The organism is Methylobacterium sp. ME121 (assembly GCF_000974725.1).
GTDB lineage: Bacteria > Pseudomonadota > Alphaproteobacteria > Rhizobiales > Beijerinckiaceae > Methylobacterium > Methylobacterium radiotolerans.
In genome coordinates this window covers 1-22,327 of sequence record NZ_BBUX01000035.1, presented here as the reverse complement: position 1 = coordinate 22,327, position 22,327 = coordinate 1, and the positions used below count along the sequence as shown (strand labels likewise).

Sequence of the window (22,327 nt, the reverse complement as noted above, 5' to 3'; positions counted from 1 at the left end):
CGTGTCCAGCCTCGTCCGCATCCTGCTCGCGATCTTCTTCCCGCCGATCGCCGTGCTCGTCACCACGGGCTTCGGCCTGCAGTTCCTGCTGAACATCCTGCTGTGGATCCTCGGCTGGCTGCCCGGCACGGTCCACGCCCTGTGGCTGATGAACCGCGACCGTCCGCTGGTCTGAGCCGTCAGGGCTTCCGGCCCTCGGGCTCGCCCTTCCGGAGGGCGGGCTTCGCCTCCGCCTTCCCGTCACCCTTCCCCTTCCCGTCGCCCTTCCCGTCGCCCTTCGCCTCGACCCTGGCGGTCCTCACCGCGTGGGCCTTGGCGGCCCGCGGCGCGGCCGTCTCGGCGGCGTGGGCGAGCTTCGCCGGCTCCGGCGCCGCCGCGGCGTCGACCGGAGGGGCCGGGGGCGCCGCCGGGGCCGGCTTGTCCTTGGCGAAGAGCTGACCGAACAGCTTCTGGTAGCTGCTCGCATCGCCGTCCGCGTCCGCGACGGCGATCCGGGCGGGCTTGTCGGGCAGGGCCGCCGTGGTCTCGACCTGCGCGCCGGGATCGGCGCGGTTCGCCATGAGGGTCGTGGGCGCCGCGGGCGCCGCCGGCTCGCGCCCGTGCCCCTTGCCGCCGGCCTTCGCGGCCCGGGCGGGCGCCTCCGGCTCGGCGCCGGCCAGCATCGTGGGCCGGCCCTTCGGGCCGACCTCGATCTCCTGCGGGCCCGCCGCCAGGGTCTCGGGGCGGCTCACGTCGCCGAGATTGTGCCGGCCGTACTCCTTGGCGTCGTAGGGCAGCACCGTCTCGGTGCCGCCGAGGCTCGCGAAGGCGCTGGCGTTCTGCGGGCGGAAGACCGGGTTCTGGCCGCCGTCCTGGTAGACGACCCGCACCGCGGGCGTGCCCTTGGCGACGAGGTCGGCGACCGCGCGGGCGTCGTGCGCGCTCTTCTCGGCCACCAGCGGGTCGACGTGCGGCCGGCACGCGCCGGCGGCCGCGTCGGCCCCGCCGAACACGTACTTGGTCCCGCACTGGCCGACCTTCGGCTCCTCGTGCAGGGCCTCGAAATAGTCGGACCCCTCCTTGAGGTTCTGCCAGAAGGCGATGTTCGGGTCGTTGCGGAACTTGGCCATGTTCTCGGCCGTCATCCGGAACGGGTAGGACTGGAACTGGAAGCTGCGCTGGCCGCCGATGAACGCGTCGCGGGCGACGGCGTAGATCTCCGCGATGGTGGCGTCGGTCATGGCGAAGCAGCCCGCCGACGAGCAGGTGCCGTGCACCATCAGGTACTTGCCGGTGCGCCCGTTGGCCCGGTCGACGGCGTTCGGGAAGCCCGTGTCGAACGACAGGTAGTACGAGGAGTTCGGGTTCATCAGGCCCGGGGTGATCGTGTAGAAGCCCTCGGGCGCCTGCCGGTCGCCCTCGCGGGTCTTCGGCCCGAGCTGGCCGGACCAGCGGCAGATCGGGTAGGTCTTCATCAGGGCGTAGCGGCCGTCGCTCCCCCGCTTCCAGATCTCCATCTCCGCCTCCTTCTTGAAGGTGCGGATCAGGATCGGGTCGGAGGGCTGCATCCCCTTGGACTGCATCAGCGCGACGGTCTGGGGGGCGATCGGCGCGAGGCTGCGCGCGCTCGGGCCGTTGATCCCGGAACCGTCCTGGCAGGCGGCGAGCGACAGGGCCAGCAGGGACGCCGCCGCCAGCAGTCGCGCGGTCGCGAGACGCGCCGTCATGGGGAACCTCGATCGTCTTACGCGCGCCCGCGGGCCTTGCTGGCCGCGTCGGGTGCCACTCCCCAACCCAATAGGCTCGTTAAGCTTGCGCCTTCCTTACCGCAAGGACCCGGCTGCAACACTGGATTGTTCTCCGGTGTGGAGAGCCGGCGGATGCACCCTATCCACAGCGCGCCGCGGCGGGGTCGCGGGCCGGCGCCGTTCGAGCCGCAGGGCCGCGCGGCGAGACAGGCGGTGCGCGTGCGCGGTCCGGCCCGCGGTCCGGCCCGCGGTCCGGCCCCCGGTCCGTCCTGCCGGCCCGGTGCGCGTACCGGTGGACTCCCTGCGGAGCGGACGCGCGTGACCGCGCCGGGCGCCCGACTTCGAGCTGCTTGCCCCGGCGGGATGAGGGCGCCACGGTCGCGGAGGCTGCCATCCGGATTCGGCCGATCGACCCGGACGGCTCGAACACGCGAACGTCGCCCATGACGGCCCTCTCGCTCGACACGCACGCCCTCGTCCGTCGCCTGCGGGCGACCGGCCTGTCCGAGGATCAGGCCGAGGCGATCGCCGCGGCGATCCGCGAGAGTCGGGATTCCGATCTGACGAACCGCGTCACCGAGACCGATCTGGCCGAAGCGAAGGTCGACATCATGAAACGGGTGATCGGCTCGATCGGCGTCCAGACGATCGTCCTCGTCGGCGCGATCGTTGCCCTGTCGCGCGCCGCGCATTGACGGCCGCCCCGGGCGCCGACCGGCCGTCGCCCCGGCCACGTCGCCCCCGCAACGTCGCCCCCGGGCGGCCGCTCAGGCGAACAGCGCCGGCCGCCGCGCCGCCTCGGCGCGGATGATCGCCACCAGCGCCGCGTCGTCGGCCGGGTCGGCCAGCCGCAGGCCGACCGGCTCCGAGGGCGTGTGCACGGTGAGCCAGCGCAGGGTGGGCCGGAGGGCGAGCGCCTCGACCACCGCCATGCGCGGGTGCCCGGTCTCGAGCTGCACGAAGGTCAGGTGGTTGCGGCTGGCGCGCCGCCCGAGCAGGTCGTCGATCGCCTCGACCACGTCCCGGGGCGTGTGGAGATGGGTCATCATCCAGAGCCGGTTGTCGGTGCCCGGCGTGTCGAGGGCCCGGCGCAGCCGGCGCACGCCCTCGGTCAGGAAGGCGTAGTCCGCCTCGCTCGTCGCCGGGTCGTGGTGGTTGAACACGCACTCGAGGCCGTGCCGCTCCCGGTAGAGGCGGTGGCGCCCGCGCCAGATGCCGGGGCCGCGCCGCTCGGCCTCCGGGATGCTCTCCAGCTGGCCCCGGTCGACGAGCGCGGCGAAGTCGTCGGCGAGGCAGTCCCGGGCCATGCCGGGCATGGAGAAGATCCAGTCGAGGGGCCCCGACCACTGGCGCAGGTCGAGCGTCTTGAGGACGTGCGCCATCTGGCAATTGCAGCCGAGGGAGACGTGGTTGTGCCGGCCCGGCTCCCGCGCGTCGCGCCGGCCCAGCAGCCGGCCGAGCGCGCCGAACAGGCCCCCCGTCGCCCCGGGCTCGCTCACAGGGTCCGGCCGATCGCCAGGAACTTCTCCGCGCGCCGGTCGCGGATCTCGGCGGGCGAGAGGCCGTCGAACTGGGCGAGGGCGTCGGCGACGGCGTCGCCCGCGGCCCGGATCGCCGCCTCGCGGTCGCGGTGCGCCCCGCCGGTGGCCTCCGGGATGATCCCGTCGATGACGCCGAGCCGCAGCAGGTCCTGGGCGGTGATCTTCATGGCGGTGGCGGCGTCGGAGGCGCGGCCCTGGTCGCGCCACAGGATCGAGGCGGCGCCCTCCGGCGAGATCACCCCGTAGATCGCGTGCTCCAGCATGAGCACCCGGTTGGCGGTGGCGAGCGCGATGGCGCCGCCCGAGCCGCCCTCCCCGATCACCACGGCGACGTTCGGCACGCCCAGCGCGAGGCAGGCCTCGGTCGAGCGGGCGATGGCCTCGGCCTGGCCGCGCTCCTCCGCCTCGATGCCCGGATAGGCGCCGGCGGTGTCCACGAAGGCGATGACGGCTAAGCCGAACCGGTCGGCGGTCTCCATGAGCCGGACCGCCTTGCGGTAGCCCTCGGGCCGGGCCATCCCGAAATTGTGGCGCAGCCGCGCCTCGGTGGTGGCGCCCTTCTCCTGGCCGAGCACCAGGACCGGCCGGCCGCGGAACCGGCCGAACCCGCCCAGGATCGCCTCGTCCTCGCCGAAGCTGCGGTCGCCGGCCAGCGGGGTGAACTCGGTGATGAGCCCGTCGCAATAGTCCACGAAGTGCGGCCGCTGCGGGTGGCGGGCCACCTGGGTCTTCTGCCAGGGCGTGAGATTCGCGTAGATCTCGGCGAGCGCCTGGCCGGCCTTGGCCTCGAGCCGGCCGACCTCCTCGGCGATCGAGACCGCGCCGTCGCGCGCGCTCACGGCGCGCAGCTCCTCGAGCTTGGCCTCCAGCTCGGCCACCGGCTTCTCGAAGTCGAGGTAGGTGCGCGTCACCGCCATCGTATCACAGGTCTTCCCGGGGTCCGCCGCGCGAGAGGCGGCGGGCGCGAGGTGTTGGCGATGGCGGGGATGGTGTCAACCGGCGTCGTGGCGGATGCGCCCCGCGCCGGGATCGAGGCACGCCGTGTCGGGCGGCGTCGGGCGGTGTCGGGCGGCGATCGGGCGTCAGGCCGCGTCCCGCGCCTCGCGGGCGATCCGGCGGCAATGCTCCAGGTAGCCGCGCTGGTGCGCGCCCATCAGGTCGGTGACCACCGACCAGAGCCAGCCGGGGGCGTCGGGGCCCGGCCCCGGCGCCCGCACGGCGTCGATCCAGGTCCGGCGGTCGGCCACGCCCATCTGGCGGCCGTGGGCCCGGCCCAGGATGGCGGCGAGGTGCCGGGAGACCCGGACCGCCTCGCCGCGGGAGAACTGCTCGGCGTCGATCTTGAGATCCTGCGGCAGCAGCTCGCGGACCGTGACGGGCGTGCCGCCGGCGCGGTCGCCCACATGGCCGGCGACCATCCGGTCTCCGAGGTTGGGCGACAGCGCCCGCGCGCCCGCGACGACGCGTTCGGCGTGGTCGGGCGGCACCGCGATCCCGGCGGCGGCCGGCGCGAGGTGCGGCACGGCCTCCTTGACGTCGAGGAGGGCGAGCTGCGGGCGGTCGCCGCCCAGGACCTCCACCAGGGCGGCGTAGCGCAGGCGCCCGAGGGAGCTGCAGCCCTTGATCCAGTAGGCGGCGTCGAGCAGCCGGATCTCGGCGCCGTCGGCCGCGCTGCCGAGCGCCAGGACGAGGCGGCGGATCTCCGGGTCGCGGACCAGCGCCGTCAGCGACGCCTGCTCGTCGGGGTCGAGGTCGAAGAACCGGCTGCCCCGCGGGAGCCGGGCGGCCTTGCCCTTCAGCCGCTCGCGCGAGAGGTGGCGCCAGCGCCGGCCGAGCGCCCGCCGCTTCGTCGTGACGACGATCTCGGACGGGTCGACGCCCCGCTCGGCCCCCTCGGGATCGGCGATCCCGTCGGCGTAGCCGTCCGCCATCGCGTCCATCATCCGGGCGGTGACGATGCCCGGCAGGGTCGCGTTGAGCGCCGCGGTGACCAGGGAGAGCGCGAGCCGGACGAGGTCGAAGGCCGGGTTCGCCACGACGGTCTGGTCGAGGTCGCGGATCTGGATGTCGATCCCGCCGTCCGGGCCGGCAAGCGCGCCGAGATTGCCGAGATGCGCGTCGCCGCAGATCCAGACCGGCGGCCCCTCGGGCAGGGTGCCGGCCGGCATCCCGGCGAGCAGCTCGTAGAACCGCGCCGTGCTGCCGCGGACGTAGGCGTGCGGCGAGGAGGCGATCTTGCACAGGCGGCGGTGGTTCAGCACGCTCGCGTCGCGGCCGGATCGTGCCGGTACCTGCATGTCCATGGATTCGGTCCCGCGCGCCGCTCCGCCGGCCTCGCCGGGCCGGCCGAATCCGATAACACGGCGAGGCCGGCCTTTGTCATCCGCGCGCGCGGGCGCGCGGATTGACGCGGGGGGGCGCCTGTCAGGTCGCCGGTCAGGCCGCCTGCGACTCGACCCGGTTCCGCCCGGCCGCCTTGGCCCGGTAGAGGGCGAGGTCGGCCCGGCGGAGCATGTCGGCGGGGCCGAGATCGTCGCCGCGGCGCACGGCGACGCCGATCGAGACCGTCACCGACACGGTCCGGCTCGCCCGCTGCACGGTGAACGGCACCGCCTCGACGCGCTCGCGGATGCGCTCGGCGATGCCCTGCGCCTCGACGAGGCCCGCCTCCGGCAGGATCACCACCACCTCCTCGCCGCCGTAGCGCGCCACGATGTCGATGGGCCGCGTGTGCTGGCGGACGCGCTCGGCGAAGCCGCGCAGCACCTCGTCGCCGGCCTCGTGGCCGAAGCTGTCGTTGATCCCCTTGAAGTGGTCGATGTCGAGGATCAGCGCGGCGAGGTTCGCCCGGCGGGCGGCCTCGTCGCCGAACAGCGTGCCGAGGTGGTTGTCGAGGTAGCGCCGGTTGTGCAGGCCGGTGAGCGCATCGGTCACGGCCATCTGCAGGGAGGCCTGCATCGCCCCGCGGAGCGCGTCGGTGAAGCGCTTGCGCTTCACCTGCGTGCGGACCCGGGCCATCAGCTCGTTGCGGTCGACCGGCCGCATCAGGAAGTCGTGCACGCCGAAATCGAGGCCGCGGACCACCCGGGCGCGGTCGTACTCCTCGGCGAGCATGATCAGCGGCATCGCCCGGGTCCGGTCGAGGGACCGGAGCTGGCTGCACAGGCGCAGGCCGTCGAAGCCGGTGAGGTCGAGGCTCACCAGGGCGAGGTCGAAGGTCTCCTCGGCGGCGCGGCGCAGGGCCTCCTGCGGGTCGGGCTCGACCGTGACGACGTGGTGCTGGCGCAGGGCCCCGGCGAGGCGCTCGGCCGATCCGGGACGGTCCTCGATCAGCAGGATCCGGGCGTCGAGGCCGGTCTCGGCGGTGGCGAGCGCCAGGGGATCGCCGATGCCGAACTCGCGGGAGGCGAGCGCGCGCTGGCGCAGCTCGTCCGTCACGGCCTTGAGCCGCACCAGGCTGCGCACCCGCGTGAACAGGGCGGTGTCGTCCACCGGCTTGGTCAGGAAGTCGTCGGCCCCGGCATCGAGGCCGCGCAGGCGGTCCGCGGGCTGGTCGAGGGCCGTGACCATCACCACCGGGATATGGGCCGTGAGCGGGTTGTTCTTGAGGTGCCGGCAGACCTCGAACCCGTCCATGCCGGGCATCATCACGTCGAGCAGGACGAGGTCGCAGAGGCCCTTCTCGCAGATCGCGATCGCGTCCCGGCCGTTCATGGCCGCGAGCGTGTCGAAATATTCCAGGCCGAGCTTCGTCTCCAGAAGCCTGACGTTCGGGAACAGATCGTCGACGATCAGGACACGGGCCGACATGCTTCCTCGTCAGGGCGCGGGTGAGCGGCCCGGACCGGGCGCCGTGTGCCGTGGGTGCGCGCCGCCGGTCGGCCGCCGGGGCCGGGGCGGACACGACGGGACGGACGGTTGAACCGGCCCCCCGGCCCGGCGCGGCCGGGGGGCCGGTTCAACGGCACGCCTCGCCGGCGTCAACGCGGTTCAAGATAGGCCCGAACCGTTGCCAAAAACTTCGCGACCGAGATCGGCTTCGACAGGTAGGCCTCGCAGCCGCCCTCGCGGATCCGCTCCTCGTCGCCCTTCATGGCGAAGGCTGTGATGGCGATCACCGGGATGCCCTTGAGGTCGTCGTCCTCCTTGAGCCATTTCGTCACCTCGAGGCCGGAGACCTCGGGGAGCTGGATGTCCATGAGGATCAGGTCGGGGTGGTGGGCGCGCGCCAGCTCGATCGCCTCGATGCCGTGGGCGGTCTTGAGCGTCGCGTAGCCGTTCGCCTCCAGGAGATCGTTGAACAGCTTCATGTTCAACTCGTTGTCCTCGACGATCAGCACCGTCTTCTTCATGATCCGTTGTCCCGGTGCGCGCCGATCATGATTAGCGGGCCGTGAAGCCCCTCCGTCACCTTTGTAGCGTTCACATGTTGATGAATGGCAAACCTCTTCAAGGGGATGAGTCGGCCGAACGGCTCGCCCTGGACGTTCTGTTGTGGATCGCTGGGGACGACGACCGTCTCCTGCCCTTCCTGGCGGCGAGCGGCCTGAGCCCCGACACGCTCCGCGCGAGCGCCCGGGAGCCCGCCTTCCTGGTGGGCGTGCTCGACCACGTGATGGGTGACGAGAACGTGCTCGTCGCCTGCGCGAACGGCCTCGGCATCAAGCCGGAGCGGATCGCCGCGGCCTGGCAGAGGCTGTCGCCGCGGCCGGACGACGAGTGGGCGTGAGGCGGGCCCTCAGGGCGTGCAGCCCTTCCCCGCCTCCCTGTCGGCCCGCCCGGCCTTGGCGTCGATGTCGAGGGCGGTCATGTCGCCCAGGATGGCGAAGTCGCCGTAATCGAGCTTGAGCGCGCCGCTGACGCCGTTCTCGTACAGGTCGAAGCCGAGGGTGTAGATCGGCGTGCGCTCCCCGGCGCCCTCGGTGTAGTAGCTGAGGCGGACCGGCCAGTGCGGCATGGCGGCCAGCGAGCCCTCGCGCAGGGGCTTGTCGCGGGTCGAGTCGGCGGCCGGGGCCGGGCCGGTCGCGGCGTGGCCGATCACCGCGAAGGTGTCGTAGACCTTCCGGCCGTCGTCCGAGCCGTCGAAGACCTTGACCGCGAGGGTCGACTGGCCGGCCCGCGCCGCCTCGATCAGGCGGCGCATGTGCTCGCTCGGGAACAGGACCGGCCCCTCCACGGTGAACGGCTTCGGGCCGCCCTTCAGCCTCACCGTCAGGGCGTCGCCCTGCTCGGAGGCGGTCCCGTCCACGGGGGCGGCGGGCTTGTTGTTGGTGAGCGTCGTCGTCTTGAACCGGAACTCGCGCCCCTGCCCGCCCTCGAAGGTGGTGCTGCGCATGTCGGACAGGCGCGCGCCGGTCTCGCCGGAGGACAGCTCCGTCACCTGGCGGGTCTGCATCGTGTAGCCGCGGCAGGCGTCGCCCCGGAAATCGATGACGATGCGCCCGCGGGCGCTCTCCACCGAGCGGGTGCCGCCGCCCTCGGCGAGCGACAGGTCGTAGACCGCGCGGTGGTTGGCGAGCACGATCTCGGGCGCCGGCGGCTTGGCCTCCGGCTCGGGCCCGGCCGGCGGGGCCGCGCGGGCGGGCCCGGCGCAGACGAGAAGGCCGGCCGTCAGCAGGTGGGAGAGGCGCAGGCGCATGGACAACCCCGGTTCGGTCCGCCGCAGATAGCAGGCTGACGGAATCGGGCAATGCTTGGGCCGCGTCGCGGGACCTCGCGCCTGCGGGACGCGGCGGCGCCGGGCGGCCGCGGCCCGCCTACCGGTAGCCCTCCGCCTGGAGGGTGAACAGCTCGGCGTAGCGGCCGCCGCGGGCCATGAGGGCGGCGTGGCTGCCCTCCTCCAGCACCCGGCCGCCCTCCAGGACGAGGATGCGGTCGGCCATGCGCACGGTGGAGAAGCGGTGCGAGATCAGCACCGCCGTCCGCCCGGCCGACAATTCCCGGAACCGCGCGAAGACGTCGTGCTCGGCCCGGGCGTCGAGGGCCGCGGTCGGCTCGTCCAGGATCAGGATCTCGGCCTCGCGCATGTAGGCCCGGGACAGCGCGACCTTCTGCCACTCGCCCCCGGAGAGGTCGAGACCGCCGGCGAAGCGCTTGCCCAGCGGCTGGGCGTAACCCCCGGGCAGGCGCTCGATCACCGGGGCCGCGAGCCCCCGGGCCGCCGCGGCCGCGATGCGGCCCGCGTCGTCGGCGGCCTCGATCCGGCCGACCGCGACGTTCTCCCCGGCGGTGAGGTCGAAGCGGACGAAGTCCTGGAAGATCGCCCCGATCCGCGCCCGCAACTCGTCGAGGTCGTAGGCGGCGAGCGGCACGCCGTCGAGGAGCACGCGGCCCTCGTGCGGGTCGTACAGCCGGGTCATCAGCTTGACGATCGTGGTCTTGCCGGCGCCGTTGCCGCCGACCAGCGCCACCGTCTCCCCGGCGCGGACCGCGAAGGAGAGGTGGCGCAGCGCGAAAGTCTGCGTGCCGGGATAGCGGTAGCCGACCCCCTCGAAGACCAGCCCCTCCCGGATCGGGCGCGGGACCGGCGCGGGCCGCGCGGGCGAGCGGATCTGCGGCCGGATCGCGAAGAAGGCGTAGAAGTCCTCGAGGTACTGCGCCTGCCCGGTGATCTGGGTCAGCCCGAGGAGCAGCCCCTCCAGGCCGCCGCGCAGCCGCTGGAAGGCGCCGGCCAGGAAGGCGAGGTCGCCCACCGAGAAGGCGCCCGCCACCGTCCGCCAGACGATCACCGCGTAGGCGGCGTAGTAGGCGAGCGTCCCGAGGCTCGCGAAGGCGAAGCCCCAGCCGGCCCGGGCGACCGCGAGGTTGCGGTTCTCGGCCAGCAGCCGCCCCGCCACCGCGGCGTAGAGCCCGGTGAGGTAGCCCGCGAGGCCGAAGAGCTTGATCTCCTTGGCGGTCTCGACGCTGGCGCCGAGGTAGCGCAGGTAGTCGATCCGCCGCCGCTCCGGGCTGCGGATCCAGGCGAGGCGGTAGCCGGCCTTGGTGAAGTGCCACTCGTTGAGCACCGCCGGGACCAGGGCTGCGGCGATCAGCACGACGAGCCAGGGCGTGAAGGCCGCGACCCCGACCGCCAGGGTCGCGAGGGTCAGGAGGCCCTGCAGCTGGCCGAACACCGTGCCGATGAGGCCGGTGCGGCCGCTGACCTGCCGGCGCGCCCGCTCCAGCCGGTCCTGCTGGGCGCTGTCCTCGAACTGCGCGAGGTCGAGCTCGGCGGCGTGCGCCATCAGCCGCAGGGAGGCCGCGTTGGCGTAGAGGTCGCCGATCAGGGTCTCGACGAGGCTCGTGAGCCGGCCGGTCAGGTCCGAGAGCAGGGCGAGGCCGAGCTCGGCGGCGACGAGGCCGGCGAGCCGCGCCCGGCCGGGATCGGCGAACCACGCCGCGAGCCCCGCCTCCGGCGCCGGCCGGGCGTGCTCGGCCACGATCCCGTCGAGGATCAGCTTGGCGAGGTAGAGGGTCAGGACCGGCAGGCAGGCCGCCACGAGGCGCAGCGACAGGCTCGCCGCCAGCAGGCGCGGGCTCGCGGCGGCGATCTCCCGGAACAGGGTCGGCAGGTAGCGCAGGGCGCCGACGCGCTCGCCCAGGCGCTCGCCCAGGCGCCCACCGAGGCGCCCAGCGAGTCGCTCGCGGAGGCGCTGGCGCGGGCCCGCCCCCGGCCGCGGCGCGGGCCCGCTCATCCCCTGGGGATGACCGGCCGGGTTTCGGACGTGGATTGGACGAGGCGCAAGGACAGCATTAACTGTAGATGCATATAGTTTTAATCCTCGTCGAGTGGTGCGTGCTCAGCGGTCCTGCAATTCTCAGAGTTTCGGTTCTCCTCATCATTGCCGGCATCCTCGCGGCGGTGGTGCAGGCCCTGCTGCCGAGCCCCGCACCCGGACCGGCGACTCTGCCCGCGTCCGCTCCGGAAACACCGGCGGCCCCCCAGCCCTCGGCGACGGTGCGGCGCGTCGAGCCGGCTCCGGCGGCTCCGCCCCCGCCGGCTGCATCGCCCGCGCCGCCCGCGGCGGTCCAGCCCGCCCCCGCCCCGTCCGGCGGCGCCCCGGCGCCGACGCAGATGCCCTCCGACGCGACGGCCTTCCCCGCCGAGCCGCCCCCGCGGGAGGCGCAGCCCGGGCCGTCGGCGCAGGAGCCGGCCGGTCAGGACGAGGTCGACCGGGCGGAGGACAGCGCCGGTCCCCGGGCCCTGGCCATCCTCGATCTCAACACCGCCTCGGTGGCGGATCTCAACCGCCTGCGCGGCGGCGGCGCCATCGGCCGGGCGATCGTCGCCAAGCGGCCCTACACGTCGGTGGAGCAGCTGCTGTCGAAGCGCGTGCTCAGCCGGTCAGTCTACGAGAAGATCAAGGATCAGGTGACTGTGCGGTGACTGTGCGGTGACTGTGCGGTGAGCGTTCGGTGAGGCCGCGGCCCCGCGACCCGCTCCGGCCCGCTCCGTCTTGCGGCGTCCGAGGATATAAATTAGCGCTGTGCGGGATATCCCAGGGGTCCGCGCATGCCGCTCTACGTCAAGGATCCGCAGGTCGACGCGCTCGCGACCCAGCTCATGGCGCTGCTGGGCACGAGCAAGACCGACGCGGTGCGCCGCGCGCTTCAGAACGAGATCGCCCGCCAGACGAACCGGCCCGATCTCGTCGCGCGGACGGCCGACTTCGTCCGTGCCCTGCACGAGCGCGCCGGTCCGGACCGGAAGCCCGCCGACGCGGCGTTCATCGACGGTCTGTACGAGCGCACCTGAGGCGGGACCCGATGTTCGTGGATGCGTCGGCCCTCACGGCGATCCTCACCGACGAAACGGATGCGGCGGCCCTGGCGGCCCGGCTTCAGCGGGCGCTGCGCCGCGTGACGTCGCCCCTGGCAGTCTGGGAAACCGGCGTGGCCGTGGCGCGCCACCTCGATCTCCCGGTCCCGGCCGCCCGCGAGGCGGTGCACGCCTATCTCGACCTCGCCGGCATCGAGATCCTGGCCGTCCCGCCGGAGGCCGAAGCGGGTGCGCTGGACGCCTACGACCGCTTCGGCAAGGGCCGGCACCCGGCCGGCCTGAACTTCGGCGACTGCTTCGCCTACGCCTGTGCCCGCGCCCACGGCGTCCCGCTGCTCTACAAGGGCAACGACTTCCCGCTCACGGACATCGAGACCGCCTGAGGCCGACGGTGCGCGCGCGGGGCAGGCGGGGCGCGGCGGGCGGAGGACCGCCGCCGCGCGTCCTCAGATCTTCGTGCCGAAGATCTCGGCCACCTGCGGGATGTCCTTGTCGCCGCGGCCCGACATGTTCATCACCATGAGGTGCTCGGCCGGGCGCTGGGGCGCGAGCTCCAGGACCTTGGACAGGGCGTGGGCCGGCTCCAGGGCGGGGATGATCCCCTCCAGCATCGAGCAGAGCTTGAACGCCTCCAGCGTCTCGGAATCGGTCGCCGACAGGTAGGTGACCCGGCCCATCTCGTGCAGCCACGCGTGCTCGGGGCCGATGCCCGGGTAGTCGAGGCCGGCCGAGATCGAGTGGGCGTCGGCGATCTGGCCGTCCCCGTCCATCAGCAGGTAGGTGCGGTTGCCGTGCAGCACGCCCGGCTTGCCGCCGGTCAGCGAGGCCGCGTGCAGGCCCGACTGGACGCCGTGGCCCGCGGCCTCGACGCCGAAGATCTCGACCTCGCGGTCGTCGAGGAACGGGTGGAACAGGCCCATGGCGTTCGAGCCGCCGCCGATGCAGGCGACGAGGGAGTCCGGGATCCGGCCCTCCTGCGCGATCATCTGCTCGCGGGTCTCGCGGCCGATCACCGACTGGAAGTCGCGCACCATCGCCGGGTACGGGTGCGGGCCCGCCACCGTGCCGATGCAGTAGAACGTGTCGGCGACGTTGGTGACCCAGTCGCGCAGCGCCTCGTTCATGGCGTCCTTGAGGGTCTTGGTGCCGGATTCCACCGGGACCACCTCGGCGCCGAGCATCTTCATGCGGAAGACGTTGGGCGCCTGCCGGGCGACGTCGACCGCGCCCATGTAGACGACGCACTTGAGGCCGAAGCGCGCGCAGAGCGTCGCGGTGGCGACGCCGTGCTGGCCGGCGCCGGTCTCGGCGATGATCCGCGGCTTGCCCATGCGGCGGGCCAGCAGGATCTGGCCCAGCACGTTGTTCACCTTGTGGGAGCCGGTATGGTTCAGCTCCTCGCGCTTGAAATAGACCTTGGCGCCCTGCCCCGCCGGCGCCTTGGCGCGCAGGTGCTCGGTCAGGCGCTCGGCGTAGTAGAGCGGGCTCGGCCGGCCGATATAGTGCGTGCCGTAGCTCTCCATCTCGGCCTGGAAGGCCGGATCCTTCTTGGCCGTCTCGTAGGCCGCCTCGAGCTCGAGGATCAGCGGCATCAGCGTCTCGGCGACGAAGCGGCCGCCGAAGATGCCGAAGCGGCCGCGCTCGTCGGGGCCGGTGCGGAAGGAGTTGGGCTCGGGCGCGATGGTCACGGGACGGATCCTGCGGGCGAAGCGATGATTTGCGGGGTGCCTAGACCCATGCGGCCGCCACCGCAATGCGGCCTGCCGCGCGCGTAACCGGAACGGGTGCCGGGACGAACGGGCTGTCAGCCTCCGCCAGGAGGCCGGCACGGAGGCCGAAGGAGGTCAGCATGGCACTTCGCGACACGGTACGCCCCCTTTCCCGTCCCCTCGCCCGCCCGCTCCTCGGGGCCGCCCTCGGGCTCGGCCTCGCGGGGGCCGTCCTGCTCCCGCGTCTGCCGGCCTTCGCCGAGGAGGCGCCCCGGCGCCTGCCGGAGGCCGCGACCCGCTCCGCCGAGCCGCCGGGGCCGCGCGTGGCCGTCTTCGCGGGCGGCTGCTTCTGGGGCGTGCAGGGGGTGTTCCAGCACGTGCGCGGGGTGACGAGCGCGGTGTCGGGCTACGCCGGCGGCACCCGTGCGGAGGCCGATTACCGCACCGTGAGCGGCGGCGGGACCGGCCACGCCGAGGCCGTGTCGGTCACCTACGACCCGGCCGCGATCCGCTACGACGAGCTCCTGCGGATCTTCTTCTCGGTGGCGCTGGACCCGACCCAGGTGGATCGCCAGGGGCCCGATGCCGGGCGCCAGTACCGCTCGGCGCTGTTCCCGCAGGATGCCGACCAGGCGCGGGTGGCGCGGGCCTACATCGCCCAGCTCGACGGGGCGAAGACCTACGGGCGGCCGGTCGCCACCCGGATCGAGCCGGGGGCGGCCTTCTACCCGGCGGAAGGGTACCACCAGGACTTCATGGTCCTGCACCCGGGGCACCCGTACATCGCCGCCAACGACGCGCCGAAGCTCGAAGCCCTGAAGCACCTGTTCCCGGAGCGGGCGGCGGCGCAGCCGGTGCTGGTCAACCGCCCGCCGGCGTGAGCGCCGGCGGTCCCTACTCCTCCGGCGGCCGCGGCCGGCCGAAATCCGGGGCCGCGGTCTCCTGGCCCTGCGCCACGATGCTGCGCCGGATCGCCCGGGTGCGGGTGAACATCGCGTGGAGCGCGTCGCCGTCGCCCCAGCGCACCGCCTTGGCGAGCGCCGACAGGTCCTCGTTGAACCGGCCGAGCATCTCCAGCACCGCGTCGCGGTTGTTGAGGAAGATGTCCCGCCACATGGTCGGGTCCGACGCCGCGATGCGGGTGAAGTCGCGGAACCCGCTCGCCGAGAACTTGATCACCTCGGACTGCGTCGCCGATTCGAGGTCGGCCGCGGTGCCCACGATGTTGTAGGCGATCAGGTGCGGCAGGTGGCTGGTGATGGCGAGCACGTGGTCGTGGTGCTCGGCGCTCATCGTCTCGACGTCGGCGCCCATCCCCGCCCACAGGGCGCGGACGGTCTCGATCGCGGCCGGGTCGGTGCCCTCGGGCGGGGTCAGGATGCACCAGCGGCCCTGGAACAGGGTCGCGAAGCCCGCGTCCGGGCCCGAGAACTCGGTGCCGGCGATCGGGTGGCCGGGGACCAGCGCGACGCCGTCGGGCAGGTGCGGCCGGACCGCCGCCACCACGGCACCCTTCACCGAACCGACATCCGACACGATCGCGCCGGGCTTGAGGTAAGGCGCCATCTCGGCCGCCGCCGCCCCGATGGCGCCCACCGGCACGCACAGGATCGCGAGGTCGGTGCCGGCGGCCCCCTCCGCCGGGTCGCCCGTGACGACGTCGGCGATGCCGAGGTCGCGCACCCGGGCGCGCACGGCCTCGTCCCGGTCCACCGCCACGATGGTGCGGGCGAGGCCGTAGCGCCGCGCTGCCCGGGCGATCGAGGAGCCGATCAGCCCGAGGCCGACGATGGCGAGGCGGTCGATCGCGGGGACGCCCTCGGATGTCTCAGCCATGGTGGCCCCGCACGAAGTCGCCGAGCGCCGCCAGGAAGGCTTCGTTCGCCTCGGCGCCCGCCACCGTCACCCGCAGGGCGTTGGGCAGGCCGTAGGCGGTGACCCGCCGGGTGATGAGGCCGCGCTCGGTCAGGAACGCGTCCGCGTCCTCCGCCGAGCGGCCCGGCGCGTCGGGGAAGTGGATCAGCAGGAAGTTCGCGACGCTCGGCGTGACCTCCAGGCCGAGGGCGCGGGCGCCCGCGGTGAGCTTCGGCAGCCACTCGGAATTGTGGGCGGCGGCCGCCGCCATGTGCGCCTCGTCGGCGATCGCCGCCGAGCCCGCGGCGATCGCCGGGCCCGAGACGTTGAACGGCCCCCGGATCCGGTTGACCGCGTCCGCCACGTGGGACGGCGCGACCATCCAGCCGATCCGGACGGCGGCGAGGCCGTGGATCTTCGAGAAGGTGCGGGTCATCACGACGTTCTCGGCCTCGAGCGCCAGCTCGAGCCCGGCCGAGTAGTCGTTGGCCCGGACGTACTCGGCGTAGGCGCCGTCGATCACCAGCAGCACGTGCGGCGGCAGGCCGGCGTGGAGGCGGCGGATCTCGTCGAAGGGCAGGTAGGTGCCGGTCGGGTTGTTGGGGTTCGTGACGTAGACGATCCGGGTCCGGTCCGTGAGCCGGGCCAGGATCGCGTCGACGTCGACGGTCAGGTCGCGCTCGGGCGCGACCACCGCCTCGCCGCCCGAGGCCAGGATGGCGATCCGGTAGACCAGGAATCCGTGCTCGGAGTAGATGCCCTCGGCGCCCGGCCCGCAATACGCGTAGGCCAGCAGCGACAGGAGCTCGTCCGAGCCGGCGCCGCAGACGATCCGCTCGGGATCGAGCCCGTAGCGCCGGGCGATGGCGGTGCGCAGCGCGGTGGCGCGCCCGTCCGGGTAGGTCTCGAGCTTGGCGGTCGCCGCGTGGAGCGCCGCGAGCGCCGCCGGGCTCGGGCCGAGGGGCGTCTCGTTGGAGGACAGCTTGTAGACCTTGCCGCCGCCGGGCCGCCCGCTCTTGCCGGGCACGTAGGTGTCGATCGCCAGGACGCCGGGACGCGGTTCCGGACGGGCGGGTCGGGGGGCGGACATTGCAGTGCGACTCGGGATGCGCGGGGTTCGATCGGTTCCGCGCCCGTCTACAGCATTTCCTCTTCCGGTGAACCCGGGCCCGCCTCCTCCGGCGCCGGCCCGATCCCGCCGTGGCGACTTGTCCGGCCCCACGGAGTCGTGGCTGTATGCCGGCGCTCCGCCGACAGGCGCCCAACGCGAAGGATCTCCCGCATGCCCCTCGAACGCTACCTGGATGGCGGCGCCCACATCCTCCCCGCCGACGACTCGCTGATCCGCTTCGCCATGACCAACGGCCAGCGGGTGATCGCGGTCGAGGTCCCGGTTCCGGTGCTGCGCCAGCAGTTCGGCGGCGGCGCCGACCTCGCCCCCCTGGAGCTGTTCGCCCGCAATCAGGCGGTGATCGAGGCCGCGGCGAGCCAGGCCTACGACCGGACCGAGACCCCGAACGACCTCCTGGACCTGGGCGCGGAGGATTTCGACACGCGGCCCGCCTCGGCCAAGCTCTGATCGACGAGTTCTGATCGACGCGCTCCCGCCGGCTCGATCCATCCGGGGCGCCGCGGCAAATCGGCGACGCGCAAATGCCGCGGGGCACTCGCCACGTTTCGGCCTGTTGAACCGGGAGAACAGGGGCGCGTCGGGCGTGCCCCGCCCCGCATGCCCCTGGATGGATCGACGATGCCCGGTGACCTGATCCCCTGCAGCCTCTTCCTGATCGGGATCCTCGTGTCGGTCGCCGCGGATTGCCGCCTGCGCCGTGCCGAGGCGGCGCCCTGGGCCAACGGCTGCATCACGGCCGCCGGCGCCGCCCTGGTCTTCGCGGCCTGCGCGGCCGCCATGCGCTGAGGAACCGTCGGCCACCGGACGGAATTTCCCAGCGTCGACCCGGTGCGTGCCGGGCCGTGCGGCGCCAGGATCTGCGGCTGGCTGGGCGAGGTTTCCATGGTTTCGATGCAGGCCCTGATCGGCTGCGGTCTCGTGCTCACCGGCATCCTGATCGAGAGCGCGGCGAGCCGGCACTGGCGGGCGGGCGTCCGCGCCGACCGGCTCGATGTCCGGGCGGCCCTCGCGCTCGGCCTGCCCGCCCTGGGGCTCGCCGTGATGGCCGCGCCGATCGCGTGAGCGGTCGCGCCGGCCTCGCCCGGCAGGGGCCGCCGGCCGGCCCGCGTTGACGCTCGGCGCCCCGCGCATTACCTCGGCGGGGCTGGCCGCGTCGGGCGAGTGCGGCGCGTCAGGCGATTCCGTGCTCTCCCGGTTCGGATCCGAACCGATACACGGTCGTCAAGACCCGCCATGGACACCCAACCGGACACGGCCCTGAGGCCGGACCCGATCGACGAGCCGGCGCGGCGCGCGTCCGAGCGCTCGCAGGCGCTCGACCCGAGGAGCCCGGTGGCGCGCTTCGCCGCCGACACGCCGCTGCTCACCGACGCGGGCGTCGAACTCGCGCCGTTCCAGATCGCCTACCAGACCGCCGGCACCCTCAACGCCGCGCGCTCGAACGCGGTCCTCATCTGCCACGCGCTCACCGGCGACCAGTACTTCGCCCACACCCATCCGGTGACCGGCAAGCCCGGCTGGTGGGAGACGCTGGTCGGCCCCGGCAAGCCGATCGACACGGACCGCTACTTCGTCGTCTGCTCGAACGTCATCGGCTCGTGCATGGGCTCCACCGGCCCGGCCTCGATCGACCCGGCGACGGGGCGGCCCTACGGGCTGAACTTCCCGCTGGTGACGATCCGCGACATGGTCCGGGCCCAGGCGATGCTGCTGGAGCATCTCGGCATCCGGGACCTGTTCCTGTGCATCGGCGGCTCGATGGGCGGGATGCAGGTGCTGCAATGGGCGGCGCTCTATCCCGAGCGCGTCTTCGCCGCGATGCCGATCGCCACCGGCGCCCGCCACTCGGCGCAGAACATCGCCTTCCACGAGGTCGGCCGCCAGGCGATCATGGCCGACCCCGCCTGGGCGGACGGGCGCTACCTCGAGGCGGGCACGCGCCCCGCCAAGGGGCTCGGCGTCGCCCGGATGGGCGCGCACATCACCTACCTGTCGGAACCGGCGCTCCACCGGAAGTTCGGCCGGCGCTTCCAGGGCGGCACGGCGCCGACCTTCTCGTTCAACGCCGATTTCCAGATCGAGAGCTACCTGCGCCACCAGGGCCTGAGCTTCGTCGAGCGGTTCGACGCCAACGCCTACCTCTACCTGACCCGGGCGATGGATTATTTCGACCTCGCCGAGGACCACGGCGGCGTGCTCGCCAACGCCTTCCGGGGCACCAAGACCCGCTTCTGCGTGATCTCGTTCACCTCGGACTGGCTGTTCCCGACCCGCGATTCGCGGGCGATCGTCCACGCGCTGAACGCCGCCGCGGCGCCGGTGGCCTTCGTGGAGGTCGAGAGCGACAAGGGCCACGACGCCTTCCTGCTCGACGAGCCGGCGATGTTCTCCGCGGCCCGCGGCTTCATCGACGCCGCCGCCCGGGCGCGCGGGCTGTGACGCGGATGGCGAGCGGCGGGTCCGGCAAGATGACCTTCGGCAAGCTGCCCCTGGGCAGGATCCGGCACGGCGCCCCCTGGGAGAGCGCGGACGCCCTCCCCCACGCGGCCGAGGGCGGCGGCGCCCGCGTCGACCACCTCGTCGTGCTCGGCCTCGTCCCGGCCGGCGCCCGGGTCCTCGACATCGGCTGCGGCGACGGCTCGCTGCTGGCGCTGCTGCGCGACCGCCGCGGCATCGACGGGCGCGGGATCGAGCTGTCCCGGGAGGGCGTGAACGCCTGCCTCGCCCGGGGCCTGTCGGTGATCCAGGGCGACGCCGACACCGACCTCGCCAATTACCCGGACGGCGCCTTCGACGTGGTGGTCCTGTCCCAGACCATCCAGGCGACCCGCAATCCCCGGGTGGTGCTGGAGCACCTGCTGCGCATCGGCCGGCAGGTGATCATCTCGTTCCCGAATTTCGGGCACTGGCGCGTGCGCTCCGAGCTGGCCTTCCGCGGCCGGATGCCGGTCACCGAGATCATGCCGGACGCGTGGTGGGAGACGCCCAACATCCACCACTGCACGATCCGCGACTTCGTCGGCCTGTGCCGCCTGATCGGCGCCCGGATCGAGCACGCCACGGCGCTGGACGCCCGCGGCCGGCCGATGCGGTTCTCCATGCCCTGGTGGGTCTGGAACCTGTTCGGCGCGCAGGGGGTGTTCCTGCTCCGGCGCGAGGATGCCGGGCCCTAGGGCCGCGTCCGATCAAGGCGAGGCGGTGGCGCGTCGAGCCCGTGCCGGACGAGGCGCGGGGCCCCTCTCCCGTGCGGGAGAGGGGGCATGGCGCGGATGTCTCGACCGGGGTCTTCGTCCTTCCCAACCGTTGCAACACGATCGGAAGCGGCCCCAGCATCGCGCCGCTGGTGTCCGGCGCTCGAGGGTCGCCGCACGGCGCTGTCTCTCCCCGGCACCCGCCGCGCCCCGGCCCGGCGCTGCCGACAGCAGCCTGAAATAGACCAGAAACGGAGCTTGGCTATTTCCGATCGCGTTCCCGTGATCGGACCGTGATTACGGATTCGTTTGGCGTTTTCCCGAGACGTGCGCGTCCACGAGGGGTCGTGGACTGTGTCCGGCTGCGCGGAAGACTTGCCGCAACCGCGAATTCCAGCAGGGTCGACAGGACACGTGCGCCGCGCGATCGTTCACATCGGGATGCCGCGAACCGGCTCCACCGCCTTCCAGGAGGTGCTGGCCCGCCTGCGCCCCCGCCTCGCCTCGGCCGGGATCTGCTACCCGAACCTCGCCCCGCCGGGCGCGCCCGGGAGCGACGACGTCAATCACTACCGGCTCGGCCAGGCGCTGGACCGGCGCCGCGGCGCCGCGGAGCGCCGCGAGGCCCTCGCGCGCCTCGACGCGATCCTCGCCGCCACGCCGGCCGACACGGTCCTGCTCTCCTACGAGGACTTCTCCGTCCAGCGCCCGCTCTGGCGCGTGCCCGAGATCCTGGCAGATCTCTTCGCCCGCCGGGGCTTCGCCCTGGAGGCGGCGCTGGTGGTCAAGCCGCAGGCCGAGCAGCTGGCCTCGGCCTACGCCCTGCGGGCCCAGGTCGTCGCCGAGGGCCGCACGTTCCGCGGCTTCCTGCGCTCCGAGGGCGCGTCCCGGCGCTACGACTACGCGGAACGGCTCGAGCCCTGGCGCCGCGCCGCCGCGGGGCGCGTCACCGCCCTGCCCTACCGCGACCGGCGGTCCGACGCGCCGCTGCTGGCGCGGCTGGTCGACGGGCTCGGTCTGGGCGAGCGCCTCGCGCCGCTCCTCGGCCCGGCCGACCTCGCCTACCGCACGAACCGGAGTTCCGGGCCGGTCGCGGTCGAGGCGTCGCGCCGCCTGTACCGGCTCGGCGTGCATCGGCAGGTGACCGGGCATCGCCGCCTGCTCGGCCATATCCTCGACGACTGGGCCTGGGCGCGGGGGCTCGACGCGGAGCGGTTCCGCGGCGACGCGCCGGAGGGGCTGGCCCGCGTCGCGGCGCGCTACGCGGCCGGGAACGCGCGCTTCGCCGCCGCCTGCTGGGGGCAGAGCTGGGACGCGGTCATCGCGCCCGCGCCCGCCGCGCCGCCGAACGAACTCGCCGCCGGGCCGGTCGTGCCGGAGACGGAGGCCGCGGTCGAGGCGCTGGTGCGGGCGGCGGCGGCGCGGGCCGCCTTCCGGTCCCCGCCCGCGTGGCGGCGGCGGACGGCCCACGTCCTGGAGGAGTGCCGGGAGCGCCTCGGCGAGGCCCTCGGCTACCCGGTCTGGCGCGTGCCCTAGGGGCCGCGCCCGTGTCGATGTCCGAGAACCGGCGGCCGCCTTCGCGGACGCTGCCCCAGGTGGTGGAGCCCCAGGCGGTGGATATGTGCGTCCCGCGGACGATCCCGCAGACGGTCTCGACGGGTCTCCCTCCGGGTCCCGTGAGCTGGCACCCCCTCCAGGCCCGCGAGGCGCGCTGGGCGCGTCTCGGCCAGGTGCCGGTGATCGCGTGGCTGACCGGCCTGTCGGGGGCCGGCAAGTCGACGCTCGCGGCGGAGGCCGACCGGACCCTGGTCGCGGGCGGCCGGCACAGCGCGGTCCTCGACGGCGACAACCTGCGCCACGGGCTGAACGCCGACCTCGCCTTCTCGCCGGAGGACCGCGCCGAGAACGTCCGGCGCACCGCCGAGGTGGCCCGGCTGATGGCCGAGGCGGGGACGGTGGTGATCGTCTCGCTGATCTCGCCCTACCGGGCCGACCGGGCGCTCGCCCGCCGGATCGCCGGCGACATCCCGTTCCTGGAGGTGTTCGTCGACACGCCGCTGGGCCTGTGCGAGGCCCGGGACCCGAAGGGCCTCTACCGTCTGGCCCGCGCCGGCCGCATCCCGGGCTTCACCGGCATCTCGGCGCCCTACGAGGCGCCGGAGCGGCCCGATCTGACGATCGCCACCGAGGGCCGGGGCACCGGGCCTTGCGCCCGCGCCCTGAGCGCGCGGCTGATGCGGCTGAGCCGGGCCGCCGCGAGAGCTGCGGACGGGTCGCGGCCGCGCTGACGATCCGGGACTAGACGCGGGTCCCCTCTCCCGTTCGGGAGAGGGACAGGGTGAGGGATCAGGTCTGTCCGGAATAGGCGCACCGTTCATGCGCGTCGACGGCGTGCTCCGTCCTGAAGCATCCGGT

The 22,327-nt window shown here is 73.7% G+C and carries 25 protein-coding genes; 14 read left to right on the top strand and 11 right to left on the bottom strand.

The window, feature by feature from the left end; genetic code table 11:
- Nucleotide 1: 1 nt before the first annotated feature.
- Nucleotides 2–175, top strand: a complete 174-nt coding sequence (locus ME121_RS33870) for a YqaE/Pmp3 family membrane protein (protein WP_012318839.1) — start codon at nt 2–4, stop codon at nt 173–175.
- Between the two features lie 4 nt (nt 176–179).
- Here ME121_RS33870 and ME121_RS20040 read toward each other — a convergent pair whose 3' ends face one another.
- Nucleotides 180–1,706 carry a L,D-transpeptidase family protein gene (locus ME121_RS20040; protein ID WP_059409493.1) on the bottom strand — a complete coding sequence of 509 codons (1,527 nt, stop codon included), beginning with the start codon at nt 1,704–1,706 and terminating at the stop codon, nt 180–182.
- 464 nt (nt 1,707–2,170) lie between these two features.
- Here ME121_RS20040 and ME121_RS20035 point away from each other — a divergent pair, with 464 nt between their 5' ends.
- Nucleotides 2,171–2,422 carry a hypothetical protein gene (locus ME121_RS20035; RefSeq protein ID WP_059409504.1) on the top strand — a complete coding sequence of 84 codons (252 nt, stop codon included), beginning with the start codon at nt 2,171–2,173 and terminating at the stop codon, nt 2,420–2,422.
- Nucleotides 2,423–2,494: 72 nt separating this feature from the next.
- Here ME121_RS20035 and ME121_RS20030 read toward each other — a convergent pair whose 3' ends face one another.
- From ME121_RS20030 to ME121_RS20010, 5 genes are all read right to left on the bottom strand, one after another.
- Nucleotides 2,495–3,226 carry a DUF1796 family putative cysteine peptidase gene (locus tag ME121_RS20030; RefSeq protein ID WP_059409492.1) on the bottom strand — a complete coding sequence of 244 codons (732 nt, stop codon included), beginning with the start codon at nt 3,224–3,226 and terminating at the stop codon, nt 2,495–2,497.
- Nucleotides 3,223–4,185, bottom strand: coding sequence for an acetyl-CoA carboxylase carboxyltransferase subunit alpha (locus ME121_RS20025; RefSeq protein ID WP_058606970.1), 963 nt, complete (start codon nt 4,183–4,185; stop codon nt 3,223–3,225). The genes ME121_RS20030 and ME121_RS20025 overlap by 4 nt, the downstream gene beginning before the upstream one ends.
- A gap of 165 nt (nt 4,186–4,350) precedes the next feature.
- A complete protein-coding gene (locus ME121_RS20020) occupies nt 4,351–5,571 on the bottom strand; it encodes a DUF2252 family protein (protein WP_089231554.1) in 1,221 nt (406 codons plus the stop codon).
- 133 nt (nt 5,572–5,704) lie between these two features.
- A complete protein-coding gene (locus tag ME121_RS20015; protein WP_012318845.1) occupies nt 5,705–7,078 on the bottom strand; it encodes a PleD family two-component system response regulator in 1,374 nt (457 codons plus the stop codon).
- A 170-nt stretch (nt 7,079–7,248) separates the two neighbouring features.
- On the bottom strand, nt 7,249–7,620 hold the full coding sequence (locus tag ME121_RS20010) for a response regulator (RefSeq protein ID WP_012318846.1): 372 nt from the start codon (nt 7,618–7,620) through the stop codon (nt 7,249–7,251).
- Between the two features lie 74 nt (nt 7,621–7,694).
- Here ME121_RS20010 and ME121_RS20005 point away from each other — a divergent pair, with 74 nt between their 5' ends.
- Nucleotides 7,695–7,997: a DUF3572 domain-containing protein gene (locus tag ME121_RS20005; RefSeq protein ID WP_306419171.1), complete on the top strand. Its 303-nt coding sequence runs from the start codon at nt 7,695–7,697 to the stop codon at nt 7,995–7,997.
- Between the two features lie 9 nt (nt 7,998–8,006).
- Here ME121_RS20005 and ME121_RS20000 read toward each other — a convergent pair whose 3' ends face one another.
- Together ME121_RS20000 and ME121_RS19995 are read right to left on the bottom strand one after the other, a co-directional pair.
- Nucleotides 8,007–8,906 (bottom strand): cell envelope integrity EipB family protein, encoded by a 900-nt coding sequence (locus tag ME121_RS20000; RefSeq protein ID WP_024830314.1) that lies wholly within the window; start codon nt 8,904–8,906, stop codon nt 8,007–8,009.
- Nucleotides 8,907–9,024: 118 nt separating this feature from the next.
- Nucleotides 9,025–10,941 (bottom strand): ABC transporter ATP-binding protein, encoded by a 1,917-nt coding sequence (locus ME121_RS19995; protein WP_089231552.1) that lies wholly within the window; start codon nt 10,939–10,941, stop codon nt 9,025–9,027.
- 380 nt (nt 10,942–11,321) lie between these two features.
- Between ME121_RS19995 and ME121_RS19990 the strand changes: the two genes are divergently transcribed.
- From ME121_RS19990 to ME121_RS19980, 3 genes are all read left to right on the top strand, one after another.
- On the top strand, nt 11,322–11,633 hold the full coding sequence (locus ME121_RS19990; protein ID WP_051252308.1) for a helix-hairpin-helix domain-containing protein: 312 nt from the start codon (nt 11,322–11,324) through the stop codon (nt 11,631–11,633).
- 126 nt (nt 11,634–11,759) lie between these two features.
- Entirely contained in the window at nt 11,760–12,002 is a 243-nt protein-coding gene (locus ME121_RS19985; RefSeq protein WP_012318851.1) for a type II toxin-antitoxin system VapB family antitoxin, read from the top strand.
- 11 nt (nt 12,003–12,013) lie between these two features.
- Nucleotides 12,014–12,409: a type II toxin-antitoxin system VapC family toxin gene (locus ME121_RS19980; RefSeq protein ID WP_012318852.1), complete on the top strand. Its 396-nt coding sequence runs from the start codon at nt 12,014–12,016 to the stop codon at nt 12,407–12,409.
- 63 nt (nt 12,410–12,472) lie between these two features.
- On the opposite strand, the gene trpB is transcribed toward ME121_RS19980, so the two are convergent.
- Complete coding sequence (gene trpB, locus ME121_RS19975; RefSeq protein ID WP_012318853.1) at nt 12,473–13,714, bottom strand: tryptophan synthase subunit beta; 1,242 nt, start codon at nt 13,712–13,714, stop codon at nt 12,473–12,475.
- A gap of 161 nt (nt 13,715–13,875) precedes the next feature.
- Here trpB and msrA point away from each other — a divergent pair, with 161 nt between their 5' ends.
- Nucleotides 13,876–14,616 carry a peptide-methionine (S)-S-oxide reductase MsrA gene (msrA, locus tag ME121_RS19970; protein WP_012318854.1) on the top strand — a complete coding sequence of 247 codons (741 nt, stop codon included), beginning with the start codon at nt 13,876–13,878 and terminating at the stop codon, nt 14,614–14,616.
- A gap of 13 nt (nt 14,617–14,629) precedes the next feature.
- Here the strand turns inward: msrA and ME121_RS19965 are convergent, their stop codons facing one another.
- Together ME121_RS19965 and ME121_RS19960 are read right to left on the bottom strand one after the other, a co-directional pair.
- Nucleotides 14,630–15,571 carry a prephenate/arogenate dehydrogenase family protein gene (locus tag ME121_RS19965; RefSeq protein WP_012318855.1) on the bottom strand — a complete coding sequence of 314 codons (942 nt, stop codon included), beginning with the start codon at nt 15,569–15,571 and terminating at the stop codon, nt 14,630–14,632.
- Nucleotides 15,564–16,679 (bottom strand): pyridoxal phosphate-dependent aminotransferase, encoded by a 1,116-nt coding sequence (locus ME121_RS19960; protein WP_012318856.1) that lies wholly within the window; start codon nt 16,677–16,679, stop codon nt 15,564–15,566. The genes ME121_RS19965 and ME121_RS19960 overlap by 8 nt, the downstream gene beginning before the upstream one ends.
- A 192-nt stretch (nt 16,680–16,871) precedes the next feature.
- On the opposite strand from ME121_RS19960, the gene ME121_RS19955 reads away from it, so the two are divergent.
- From ME121_RS19955 to cysC, 7 genes are all read left to right on the top strand, one after another.
- On the top strand, nt 16,872–17,168 hold the full coding sequence (locus ME121_RS19955) for a hypothetical protein (RefSeq protein WP_012318857.1): 297 nt from the start codon (nt 16,872–16,874) through the stop codon (nt 17,166–17,168).
- 171 nt (nt 17,169–17,339) lie between these two features.
- Nucleotides 17,340–17,507: a hypothetical protein gene (locus tag ME121_RS33865; protein WP_020095222.1), complete on the top strand. Its 168-nt coding sequence runs from the start codon at nt 17,340–17,342 to the stop codon at nt 17,505–17,507.
- Between the two features lie 96 nt (nt 17,508–17,603).
- On the top strand, nt 17,604–17,783 hold the full coding sequence (locus ME121_RS19950) for a hypothetical protein (RefSeq protein WP_012318859.1): 180 nt from the start codon (nt 17,604–17,606) through the stop codon (nt 17,781–17,783).
- 171 nt (nt 17,784–17,954) lie between these two features.
- A complete protein-coding gene (metX, locus tag ME121_RS19945) occupies nt 17,955–19,160 on the top strand; it encodes a homoserine O-acetyltransferase MetX (RefSeq protein WP_059409491.1) in 1,206 nt (401 codons plus the stop codon).
- A 29-nt stretch (nt 19,161–19,189) separates the two neighbouring features.
- Nucleotides 19,190–19,894 (top strand): methionine biosynthesis protein MetW, encoded by a 705-nt coding sequence (gene metW / locus ME121_RS19940; protein WP_043073621.1) that lies wholly within the window; start codon nt 19,190–19,192, stop codon nt 19,892–19,894.
- Nucleotides 19,895–20,326: 432 nt separating this feature from the next.
- Nucleotides 20,327–21,448 (top strand): hypothetical protein, encoded by a 1,122-nt coding sequence (locus ME121_RS19935; protein ID WP_059409490.1) that lies wholly within the window; start codon nt 20,327–20,329, stop codon nt 21,446–21,448.
- 83 nt (nt 21,449–21,531) lie between these two features.
- The gene (gene cysC, locus ME121_RS19930) at nt 21,532–22,200 is read left to right on the top strand and encodes an adenylyl-sulfate kinase (protein ID WP_059409489.1); all 669 of its coding nucleotides are present in this window, start codon (nt 21,532–21,534) and stop codon (nt 22,198–22,200) included.
- Nucleotides 22,201–22,327: the final 127 nt, after the last annotated feature.